Source organism: Vibrio campbellii CAIM 519 = NBRC 15631 = ATCC 25920 (assembly GCF_002163755.1).
In the GTDB taxonomy this organism is placed as follows: domain Bacteria; phylum Pseudomonadota; class Gammaproteobacteria; order Enterobacterales; family Vibrionaceae; genus Vibrio; species Vibrio campbellii.
The window spans coordinates 366,393-378,553 of sequence record NZ_CP015864.1 but is presented as its reverse complement, the minus strand read 5'-3'; the positions used below and the strand labels follow the sequence as shown (position 1 = coordinate 378,553).

Annotated in this window: 7 protein-coding genes; 5 read left to right on the top strand and 2 right to left on the bottom strand. The window is 46.0% G+C overall.

The features are described from left to right. Nucleotides 1-116: 116 nt before the first annotated feature. Nucleotides 117-2,474: a fatty acid cis/trans isomerase gene (locus tag A8140_RS17490; protein ID WP_033000302.1), complete on the top strand. Its 2,358-nt coding sequence runs from the start codon at nt 117-119 to the stop codon at nt 2,472-2,474. An 18-nt stretch (nt 2,475-2,492) separates the two neighbouring features. Then, complete coding sequence (locus tag A8140_RS17485; RefSeq protein WP_005533325.1) at nt 2,493-2,684, top strand: hypothetical protein; 192 nt, start codon at nt 2,493-2,495, stop codon at nt 2,682-2,684. 65 nt (nt 2,685-2,749) lie between these two features. On the opposite strand, the gene torS is transcribed toward A8140_RS17485, so the two are convergent. Next, on the bottom strand, nt 2,750-5,707 hold the full coding sequence (torS, locus tag A8140_RS17480; protein ID WP_005533326.1) for a TMAO reductase system sensor histidine kinase/response regulator TorS: 2,958 nt from the start codon (nt 5,705-5,707) through the stop codon (nt 2,750-2,752). Nucleotides 5,708-5,771: 64 nt separating this feature from the next. Here torS and torT point away from each other — a divergent pair, with 64 nt between their 5' ends. Together torT and A8140_RS17470 are read left to right on the top strand one after the other, a co-directional pair. After that, the gene (gene torT / locus A8140_RS17475; protein WP_265101007.1) at nt 5,772-6,800 is read left to right on the top strand and encodes a TMAO reductase system periplasmic protein TorT; all 1,029 of its coding nucleotides are present in this window, start codon (nt 5,772-5,774) and stop codon (nt 6,798-6,800) included. A gap of 65 nt (nt 6,801-6,865) precedes the next feature. Continuing rightward, a complete protein-coding gene (locus A8140_RS17470; protein WP_005431754.1) occupies nt 6,866-7,321 on the top strand; it encodes a methylglyoxal synthase in 456 nt (151 codons plus the stop codon). 85 nt (nt 7,322-7,406) lie between these two features. Here A8140_RS17470 and helD read toward each other — a convergent pair whose 3' ends face one another. Then, nucleotides 7,407-9,476: a DNA helicase IV gene (gene helD / locus A8140_RS17465; protein ID WP_005533332.1), complete on the bottom strand. Its 2,070-nt coding sequence runs from the start codon at nt 9,474-9,476 to the stop codon at nt 7,407-7,409. 293 nt (nt 9,477-9,769) lie between these two features. Between helD and yccS the strand changes: the two genes are divergently transcribed. After that, nucleotides 9,770-11,923: a YccS family putative transporter gene (gene yccS, locus A8140_RS17460; protein WP_005533335.1), complete on the top strand. Its 2,154-nt coding sequence runs from the start codon at nt 9,770-9,772 to the stop codon at nt 11,921-11,923. Nucleotides 11,924-12,161: the final 238 nt, after the last annotated feature.

The following is a 12,161-nucleotide window of genomic DNA, read 5'->3' as shown; positions in this document are numbered from 1 at the left end:
CAGCTTTTTATCGAACAATGCCAACTCAAAAGTCGGAGCGAATTGCTCCGATTTTTGGTATTTAGCGGCGTATTTTGCTTTAATTAACGCAAATTCAATTTACTCAAAATAACTCAATGAATTTACGTTTGATTTTTATACTCTGCATCGCCACTTTATTCGCGGGCTGTGCAACTTACGCAGGGCTGAACTACGACCAACTGTTCGGCTCACAACAAGTACGTGAGCGAACGGCAACCATCGACACACCGCAAGCCGATTTCTTTCAACATGATGTTAAACCCATCGTTGATAACCGCTGTGTGGTCTGTCATGCCTGCTACGACGCCCCTTGTCAGTTAAAACTTTCTTCCGTAGAAGGCATAGACCGTGGTGCTAGCAAGGCCTTGGTTTACGAAGGTACACGCTTGACCGCTGCTGCTCCAACTCGCTTATTTGAAGATGCGCAAACCACTCAAGAGTGGCGTAATGCTGGCTTTCATCCTGTGCTCAACGAGCGTGAGCAGAGCATGGCGGCTAATATAGACGCAGGTTTGATTGCACGTATGCTGCAACAAAAAGAACGCCATCCATTACCGGACCAAGTTCAATTAGAAGGTTTTGATTTCTCCATCGATCGTGAACAAACGTGTCCAACCATTGAAGAGTACGATCAATACGAACGTGATAACCCGACATGGGGAATGCCTTTTGGTATGCCTAACTTAACGGCGGAAGAATATAAGACCCTGATGCTGTGGTTGGAAAATGGCGCCATCATGAATGCGCATGTACCACTGACAGAGCAACAACAAACAGAGATAGATAAGTACGAAGCATTACTGAACAAAAGCTCTCGTAAAAATCAACTTGCCGCTCGCTACATTTACGAGCACCTTTTCTTATCTCACCTATTCTTCTCTGAGTTGGATGGCGAACAGCCGCGTTTCTTTACCTTAGTTCGCTCTGCGACACCGCCGGGTCAGCCAGTGAAACGTATTACGACTCGTCGCCCATATGATGACCCGAAGGTCGAGCGTATTTACTACCGCATCATTCCAGAGCAAGGCACTATCGTCGATAAAACGCACATGCCATTTGCGCTCAATGAACAGCGTATCGAGAATTGGAAAAAATGGTTCATCGATGCGGATTATGAAGTAGCACAACTGCCGAGCTATGAGCCTGAAATTGCGGCAAACCCAATGACGGCGTTCATTGATTTGCCGGTGAAGTCTCGCTTCAAATTTATGTTGGACAACGCTCAGAACACCATCATGGCTTACATCAAAGGCCCGGTATGTCGTGGGCAGCTGGCGTTAAACGTGATTAATGACCGCTTTTGGGTATTCTTCCTAGACCCAGACAAAGCCGACATCCCTGAAGTGAACGAGTTCTACCACTCGCAAGCGGCCAATTTAAAGCTACCGGGAGAGCTTGAGAGTAATACCGTACCCGTGACTAACTGGGTGAAATACTCACGCCAACAAGCGCGTTACCTAGAAGCAAAATCTGACTTCATCAACAAATGGTTTAAGAACGGTGAAAACCTTTCTACGGACGTAATTTGGGATGGCAACGGCACCAACCCCAATGCTGCGCTTACCGTATTCCGACACTTTGACAGTGCATCGGTGGTACAAGGCTTAGTTGGTGAGCAACCTAAAACCGCTTGGGTACTGGACTATGCCCTCCTAGAACGCATTCACTACCTGCTTGTTGCTGGTTTCGATGTTTACGGTAACTTTGGCCACCAGCTGATCACTCGCATGTTCATGGACTTCTTACGTCTGGAAGGGGAAAGTAACTTCATCGCCCTACTTCCTGCGGATATGCGTCATCAAGAACATTCAAGCTGGTACCAAGATCAGCCCCGCCAGTTAAGTGATTTCTTGCAACGCAATGTCGCTCCATTTAGTCAGCCAACTAGCGTCGTCTACCATACTGATGATCCTAAGTCAGAGCTATTGGATATTCTACGTAAGCAAGTTTCACCTATCCTGCTGCCACGCTACGATATCATCGATACGGCGCTGACAGTAGAAAGCGAACAGCAATTGGCGAGTATCAACCAAGTTCGTGGAGAGGGATTAAAAACCGTTCCGCAAATCACCATGCTGATGGTTCGCAGTGAATCTGGGAAAGATGAGCTGTTTACCCTTCTTCACAATAATGCGCACATCAACATTTCGAGCCTATTTAATGAAGAGAGCAACCGTGACTTTGCCAACGATGATATGACCATCGTTCGAGGAGTCGTTGGTAGCTATCCGGCAGCATTTTTCTCGATCGAAGAAGATCAAGTAAAAGAATTTGTCGATCAATTTAGCACCCTAAAATCAGAGAGTGATTACGTTAAGTTACTGGATAATTTTGCGATACGCCGAAGCTCAGAAAAGTTCTGGCCATTTAGCGATCGAATCCACGCTTGGTATCGTACAAATCAACCAATAGAATCTGGTTTACTTGACTATAATCGTTTTGAGAATCGTTGATGATTTAAGGGGGTTCTCATGAGTATCCGAGACAACATTGCCGCTCTCGAGCAACAGATTTACGTTGCTTGCTCAGAGGGGGATTACGACACGGTCAACATGTTAGAGCACCAACTCGAATACTTGCGTGGCAGAGTTGAACATCCATTTGAAGATGATCCTTATGCCATAGACACTCGGTTTGAGTGGGAAGACGACATGACCAAATAGAAAAAAACCTCCGGCACAAACCGGAGGTTTTTGTTTATGGTTCAAGCAGTAAGCCTGTGAGGGGCTTATTGCGTCATCAAATTGTCCAAAGCAATCACTGACTCACTCACTTGTGTTTTTAACGCGTTGTGATGCTCTGTGTATGCCTCCAGCGACTCCGCTGCAACCTCAATGCTCTGACATGTTTTCATCAAAGCCGTTAAACCTAAACTACCTGCACTGCCTTTCAGTTTGTGGGCTAGATCTTTTACCGCTCGGCTCTCACCATTTTCCGCCGAAGCTTCCATTTGGCTTAATACATCAGCACTGGTTTGTCGGAACAAATCGATGATGTGCAGCATCTTCTCTCTGCCCAAAAACTTCATGTCTGATTGAATCACATTCGGGTTGATGATTACCATCGCTGGCTCCTCTGCTATTGGGTCTGTTGTGACTAACATTTCATTGTTATTCGTTGTTGTCGTTGTCTCATCTTGAAGAACGCACTCTTGAGGTAGTAAGAGCTGTTTGCCATCCAACATGTCTTGAATGAGCGCCGCAAGCGCTTCTTTTTCCATTGGCTTCGGTAAATAACCGTCAAAGCCTGCGGCTAAGTAGCTTTCCACTTCTTCAGCAAATACATGAGCAGAAACCGCGACCATTGGCGTAGGAGCCAATGCTTTGTCGGCTGGCTTATTACGCTCTATGCGTTTGAGGCGGTGGATTAAATCAGCACCGTTACAATCTGGCAAGTTGATATCAACCAAAGCGATGTCGAAATCATGCTTGTCAATGATCTGCTCCGCCTCTAGGCCATTTTCTGCCATCGTAACTTCATGCCCCATGCTCTCTAAAAAGCCTTCCGCCACCACGCGGTTAACAGGGTTATCTTCTACAAGTAGGACTTTTGCACGAACCTTACAACGGGCATTTGCAATCGTTACGGTTTCTACTGGCTCGCTTTCTTCTAGGGGAATAGAGAACCAGAAGCGGCTACCGTGACCTTCTTCCGAATCCACATCCAAACAACCACCCATGGCTTGAATGATGCGACGGCTGATCGCAAGACCTAAGCCAGTGCCACCAGTTTGGTTCATCCCACCTTCCGCTTGGGTAAAGGCATCAAATAACGTTTTCTTATCTTTCTTGGCAATGCCAATACCGGTGTCAGACACTTCAAACAGAACTTGTGACTCATCTTCTGGGTTAAGGCTAACGTAGATATCAATCTCACCTTCTTCAGTGAATTTAATCGCGTTTCCAACCAAATTGCTTAAGACTTGGTTGATTCGCGTAACGTCTCCTTTCCAGTAACGGCCGACGTCACTTTCAATATGGTAAGAGAATAATAGCTTCTTCTCTTGTGCCTTTCCGTTCATCAATTGGAAGGTATCTTCCACCATCTGATGCAAGTCGAAACCTAAGCTGCGGATCTCCAAGTGTCCGGCTTCGATTTTCGAGTAATCCAATACGTCATTCAAAATGGCTAACAAGGTTTTACCACTGCGGTTGATGATTTCCGCGTAGCGTTTTTGCATTGTATTCAAACCAGAGTCAATCAGTAGACGGGCAGTTCCCAACACCCCATTCATTGGCGTACGAATTTCATGGCTCATCGTCGCAAGGAAAGCAGATTTCGCCCGGCTTGCTTGTTCCGCTTGTTTGCGCGCTTTGGCGTGGTTTAACACCTCTTCGTTCAAACGACGGTTTGCTTGTTTCAACTGGGATGTACGTTGCTCAACCAGCTCTTCCAAGTGCTCCTTGTGCTCTTCCAGCTCACGTTTGGCTTTCGCCTCGCCTTCGGCGACAACTTTTAGTGCTTGTGCCGTGTTACGTGCCGTGATGATCGCTTGACCCATATGTGCCAGCTCATCTTTGCCTTTTACTTCTAGCTCGACCGCAAGGTTACCTTGGGCAACAGACAGTAGCGCAGATGAGTACTCTGCTAAACGCTTCACTACAGAGACATAAACAACGCGCCAAAGAATGATTACGACGATGATAAGGCCAATGATAGAAATCACCGTCAGAGACCACTGCGCGAACTTCAAGGTGCTGGTCAGTTGGTCAACAGCAACGCGCGTGGTCTGGTTAGAGTCGTCCACCAGCTTATTCACCGTGCCATTCAACTCAGAGAAAAGCTCAAGCGTTTTTTGCATTAACTCTTGCGACTGTTCATTGTTCTCATACTGTTGAAGCAAGATGGTAAACACCACTTGGCGTTTACCAAGATCAGTGAGCAACTGGCTCATTTGTTGTGAGCGAGTTGGGTCTTCTACCGCAAGCACACGACGCTTCATGATCTTGAGATTATCTTCAAACGCCGTTTGGATTTGTTGAATACGGTCGACGTTGGTGAGTGTGCGGGCTTCTTCAATCTGGTTGAGCATTTTGAACGCCAACAAATGCAGTTCATGCAGTCGCTCAGTAAGGTCTAAGTCGACTTCAACTAACGCATCCAGTGCTTGATACACTTGGGCTTTCTTGTTGGATTCCAACAGGTCATAAATATGGGTAACGTTAGCAACCGTAATCGTACTGGTGTTTTGTACTTGCGTACGTGTTAACTGTTCTAACTCTTCGCTCAACAAACGCATTTCCTCAACGCGAGTGTCGATCTCTTTGGTTAGCCACAATTTACGTTCTACTGTGACGCCGAGCTCCGCTAGGTTGTTAATAACGTTCTGGACGTTATTTTCTAGCGCTTCAAGAAGCTGAGCATCAAAAGATTCTCCGCCCAACTCTTTAATGTGCGTCAGCAATGACTCAAGTTGATCGAACAGGACGCGTCCCGCCTCTTTACGCTCTTGTTCATTTTGCGCATTCGACAACATTTGCACCGATGAAATAATACGGGTACTGAGCTCTGATACTTGTCGAGCTTCTATCATTGCCGGTATGGCAGAGTCCACGACGTTCCTTTCTGTTTTTGCCACCAGAGAGAACCCTGATACACCGATTAACGCTGATAACATCACCAACATTGCCATAGCAATGAAGGACAACAACAGTTTACGACCGATGCTTGCGGTAGCTAGCAACATATTTTCCTGACCTTAATATTCGTGTTCGGCGACATATTACGTTATATTTTGCAGTGTTTACTTAATCTATGCCAACGAACTTCATTTCATGGTTATAAATCAGCGTCCATATCGCACAATTTTCGCACATTCTACACTCGCATTGTCACTTTTCGCTTCAGTGCCAAGCTTTGCTGCAGAAAAAATCTGTGCCATTTACCCTCATTTAAAGGATTCATACTGGCTATCAGTAAACTATGGAATGGTTTCCGAAGCGGAAAAACTCGGTGTTGACCTGCGCGTTCTCGAAGCTGGGGGATATCCGAACAAAACCCGTCAAGAGCAGCAGCTTGCTTTGTGTACCCAATGGGGCGCCGATGCAATCATTCTCGGGACGGTCGATCCGCAAGCCTACGAGCACAACCTTAAAAACTGGGTTGGCAATACTCCAGTTTTTGCCACCGTTAACCAGCTTGAACTCGATGAAGAACAAACCAAACTGCTGAAAGGGGTAGTTGGTGTTGATTGGTACTGGATGGGCTACGAAGCTGGCAAGTACTTAGCAGAAAAGCACCCTAAGGGCTCAGGTAAAACCAATATTGCTCTGCTGCTTGGCCCAAGAACTCGTGGCGGAACAAAACCTGTAACGACAGGGTTTTATGAAGCCATCAAAAACAGCGACATTAACATCGTTGACTCTTACTGGGCCGACAACGACAAGGAGTTACAGCGTAACCTTGTTCAGCGCGTGATTGATATGGGAAACATCGACTATATCGTTGGTAGTGCCGTGGCTATAGAGGCCGCCATCAGTGAACTGCGCAGTGCAGGCAAGGCCAAAGACATTGGTCTGGTTTCTGTGTACCTCAGCCACGGTGTTTATCGCGGCCTACTTCGTCATAAAGTGCTGTTCGCTCCAACCGACAAAATGGTTGAGCAAGGACGCCTTTCTGTGATGCAAGCGACGCACTATTTACGCCATGAACCGTATGAAGAACACGCATCCCCAGTGATCAAACCGTTAACACCAAAGACGCTTCATGACGACACAATTGAAGAATCGTTATCTCCGTCAGAATATAGACCGACTTTCAGCGTTAAGGCTGTTGATTGATTGGCAAAAAAAGTGTTCTATTTGATGGTAGTGAATTTAAGATCATTAAAGATGGAAATAACTTAATGCAAAAAACAACTCGTACCATGCCAGCACACAAGCATGTGGCATTGGTTGCCCACGATAACTGCAAACCAGAACTGCTTCGTTGGGTAAAAGAGAATAAAGAAAAGCTACAAAGCCACTTCTTGTACGCAACAGGCACTACGGGCCATATGCTAAGCAAAGAAACTGGCCTTGCTATCAAAAGCATGATCAGCGGTCCAATGGGCGGCGACCAACAACTTGGCGCGTTAATTTCTGAAGGCAATATCGACGTACTGGTCTTCTTCTGGGATCCACTTAACGCTGTTCCACATGACCCAGATGTGAAAGCCCTACTTCGTATTGCGAGTGTTTGGAACATCCCTGTAGCGACAAACCGTGCAACCGCTAAGTTCCTATTCAATTCTCCACTGATCGACCAAGAAGTGGATATTGAAGTACCAGACTACGATGCATACCTAGCAGAACGCACTTAATTTAGATTAGCAGCTCTGTCAGTAGCAAATAAAGCAAAAGCGATACTCAGTATCGCCTTTGTTGTACCTAAATCACGGATAGATTTTATCTTGAAGTGACGATTGGATAATCGCCGTTAACCAACTCTTGCACAAACGCCGAACCCGCACCGGTATGGGTAATCCAAACTTTCTCTTTAGCACGCGTTAAAGCGACATAGAACAAACGACGCTCTTCGGCATACGGATATTTGTCTTTCGATTCACTCAACGCCCCATCGATATGCGCTTGCTTCTTCTTCGCTGGGAACTGGCCTTCATCCACAGACAGGATGATTACAAAGTCTGCTTCCCTGCCCTTACTCGCGTGGCAGGTCATAAAGCGAATCTCAAGTTTAGGGAATCGCTTCAACCAGTCATCATATAAATCAGGCTTGTGGTAATGGTTACGACCCAGTAGCAATACTGATTTGGTTTTCTTCGCCTGTTGGTTAAGCTGATCAAGAATCTTCTCAACTTGATTGCTTGGTGCAGTATGCACGCTCTTCTGCTTACGTTGCTTATGACTGTTCAGGGTCTTTGGCAACTGAGATGGGTTCTCTTGTACAAAGGTATTTGCCACATCACCAATTTGGTTGTTGAAGCGGTACGTGGTGTCTAAATGATGTACGGTTGAGTGTGTGAATCGATCTTGGAAGCCCGTTGTGAGATCCACATCGGCCCCTGCAAACTGATAAATTGCCTGCCAATCATCGCCGACAGCAAACAAGGTTGCTCCCGCTTGCTTCTCTGTTGACTCACATAGCGCTTCTATAAGCGCTAAACGGTCAGGAGAGATATCTTGGTATTCATCCACCATAATAAAGCGCCAAGGCGAAATGTATTTCCCTTTTTTAACGTAATCCGTCGCTCGACTGATCATCGTTGGGAAATCCACCTGATTGGTCTCTTTTAGCATCTTTTGCCACGCACTAAAGCACGGCCAACACAGTGCAAGCTCACTGTTCAAGCGCGTATAGTCTTGGTGATTCACCAGCTTTTCTTGCACTTGCTTTTTAGTCAGGCCAACCGCAGCAAGCTGTGACAGTTGATTGTCTAGCCAAGCGATCAATTTCGGGTTTTCGGAGTGACTACCTAGCTCATCATCACCTTTCAAGTACGCAATCGGCCACTTATCTAAGTGCTTTTGCCAGCGCTTAAAATTAGTCGGTGTCATCCAGTGCTTCTTGAGCCAATCGATGCACCATGCTGTACGTTGATTGTCATCTAAAGCAAGTGGGCTGATTTCTACCGGCTGAGGTTCCACTTGGTTTAAAATGCGCAGACCAAGTTGGTGAAAAGTATTCACGCGAACGCCTTCTGCCGCCAAGCCCACTTTATCGACCAAGCGCTCTTTCATCTCTTTCGCAGCGTCACGACCAAAGGCTAGCATCAAAAGCTCTTCCGCTTGTGTTTGGTGACTTTGCAGTAAATACGCCACACGCGCCGTCAGTACACTCGTCTTACCGGAACCTGCCCCCGCTAAAACAAGGTTGTGATCATCATTGAGAAGCACAGCATGCTGCTGCGAGAGATTCAATGGTGAAGATTCGATCCGTCTAAATAGCACTTCCCAATTCGGGCGTTCATTCTCAAGCCACTCGTGATTTCGCTTGCTCAGTGTTTGAGAAGTCTCTGAAAGCCACGGTTCAATCTCAGCCATTCGCTTGGGCATGCGCATTTTTGCTTCCACCAAGCTGGTTTTGATTTCGACTAATTCACTGTTGAGTTGGTCGACCCAGTTTTGAACTTTTGAATGCGATAGATAAGCCGGAAGGTGTTTAAGTTGATACAACTCATCTTCCCACTTAGGAAGGTATTCCGCGAGTTTGCGGCACTGGGTATTGTGCCAATCTTGATATTGACGTACCGCTTCAACCGCAAACTTACGACAATGTGGCCAAGGCAAACCTTGAACGAGCCAACTTTGTTGCTTGCCATCTTGCTCATGAGCAAAGAACTGAAGAGAACTCCAAAGTAGACCGCGTTTAACGCTCACTTTGCCATTCCAAATAGTAAATGGGATGTGCTCTTCACTACCCACTGAACTTAATAAAACACTGTTCTCTTTTATTTCGACTTGGTAATACTCATTTTGAATAAAAAACTGTGCTTTATTAGAGGCGGTAAGCTGCATGGAAGGTGCGCCTTTTGATATAGAAGTTCCAGTTTTATATCATTTTAGACGGTTAAATTGTAGCGATGGATGAGGCACAAATGGCCTTCTGTCGGTATTCTTAATTAAAAATCACATTACTGTTGAATTTGTGAACAACGATTATCCCTATCGCTCGCTATCGATGCGTTAAGTCAATGACAATTCTGTTGATTTCCTGAGCAAATGACGATTTTTATTAAATTAGGTCATAAACGCGCTATAGTGAGTTTGTTAAAATTCTCTCGTTTTCCACCGGCAACGAAAGGCGCATTGTGCAAGCTGCTTTAAAATTTCGCCTCTATTGGGCAAACAAAACCATCAACTACAGTATCCTGATCCTTATTACCTTATTAGGCGTCGTGATTCCTGCATGGTACTTTCAACAAAACTCATTGATCACGCCCCTCATCTTAGGTGTTATCGCGGCTGCATTGGCAGAGAGTGACGACAGCTTCACGGGAAGGGTCAAAGCACTGATTCTTACCTTTATCTGTTTCGCCGTCGCCGCTTTCTCGATTGAGATTCTCTTTGATACGCCATGGGCTTTTGCGGTCGGGCTGTTTGTCTCAACCTTTGGCTTTATCATGCTGGGTGCTATCGGCCCGAAATACGCCAGCATCGCGTTTGGATCGTTACTGATAGCCATCTACACCATGCTCGGCGCCCATGAAAGTACCAACATTTGGTTTCAACCGCTGCTGCTTCTCACCGGTGCGGCTTGGTACTATTTCATGTCGATGATTTGGCAGATGTTCTGGCCACTTCAACCTGTTCAGCAAAGCCTTGCAACTGTATTCCTCCAAATCGCCAATTATCTCGACGCGAAGGCGAAGCTATTTCACCCAGTAACAAACTTAACGCCTCAGCCAATGCGTATCGAGGCAGCAAAGTTAAATGCGGCTACAGTGAACGCTCTCGACGCTTGTAAAGCAACGCTATTAAGCCGCTCTAAGCGTGGGCACATTGATGGCCCAAGTGACCGATTTTTGAATATCTACTTTATCGCACAGGATATCCACGAACGAGTTAGCTCAAGCCACTATCGTTACCAAGATTTGGCAACCGAATTCGAGCGCTCAGACGTTTTATTCCGCTTTAAGTACTTACTTGAGTCCCAAGCTCAGGCTTGTCGCGATATTGCTCATGCGATTCGATTAGGGAACGAATATACCCACACTGACCAGTCGATTTTGGCGTTAGCCGAATTACAGAACTCATTGGGTTATCTGGAAGATCAAGAACAAGCACACTGGAAGCGTCTTCTGAGTCAGTTGACCTACTTGTTCAATAACCTTGCGACCGTAGAGAAACAGCTTAGTAACATTAACAACCCAGATGCAGAGCGCTTGGAAGAAGATGTGCTAGATGATACGAACCCACATACGCTTAAAGCGATGTGGCAACGTATCTCAGCGAACTTACACAAAGATTCCATGCTGTTCCGTCATGCATTACGTATGTCGATTGCACTAACGGCGGGCTACGGAATTATTCAAGCGTTTGATATTGATCGTGGCTACTGGATTCTGCTTACCACGTTATTTGTTTGCCAACCAAACTACAGTGCGACAAGACAAAAACTCACAGCGCGTGTAATAGGTACATTGGCGGGCTTACTGATTGGTGTACCACTTCTTACTTTCTTCCCTTCACAAGAAAGCCAACTGGTGTTTATTGTCGTTTCTGGGGTGATGTTCTTTGCTTTCCGAATCAACAACTACGGCTATGCGACGGGTTTTATCACTTTATTAGTGCTTTTCCTGTTCAACCAACTGGGCGAAGGTTATGCGGTAGTACTTCCTCGCCTTGCAGATACACTGATTGGCTGTGTGTTGGCCGTTGGCGCGGTCATGGCGATTCTGCCCGATTGGCAGTCAAAACGTTTACACAAGGTCATGTCAGATGCGATAGATGCAAACAAACAGTATCTGGGTCAAATCATTGGCCAGTATCGAATTGGCAAGAAAGATAACTTAAGTTACCGAATCGCCCGTCGGCAAGCACACAATAACGATGCAAACCTTTCTTCCGCGATCAGTACGATGCTGGCAGAGCCTGGTAAGTATCGAACCGCCGTGGATGAGAGTTTTCGCTTCTTAACGCTTAACCATGCCATGCTCAGCTACATCTCTGCTCTTGGCGCACACCGCACAAGAATAGAAGATGAGGCCATTCATCAATTGGTGCTTGATGCACACCGTTGTATCCACCAGCATTTAGATGTGCTTCACCAACAATTGCATCAACATTGTGAAGAATGCGATTTATCCTCAATTAACGATACGAACTTGGAGCAGCGCTTGAATGAATGGCGCGACGAGGACGATCATTCAGCTCGAATGGTACTTCAGCAATTGCATCTCATTTATCGCATGCTACCGGAGTTACATTCGCTCGCCTCTAAGTTTGCCGTTCGCGTGAACTAACTCAGCCTGTGGTCTCACTGAAACTATTGAACCGGCTTCGCATATTAAAGGGGTAGACTATGATTCTACCCCTTTATGATTACGGGACTTATTCATAAGAATATTCTTACACGTCACTTGATACCACCTGACATTTCTCGGACAAAAAATCACCATCCAAAACCTATTCTAACCATATTAGAACACTGTTTGATTGTGACCATGAAGGTCGCTGAGGTGGGTTAATGAAGGAGAAGCC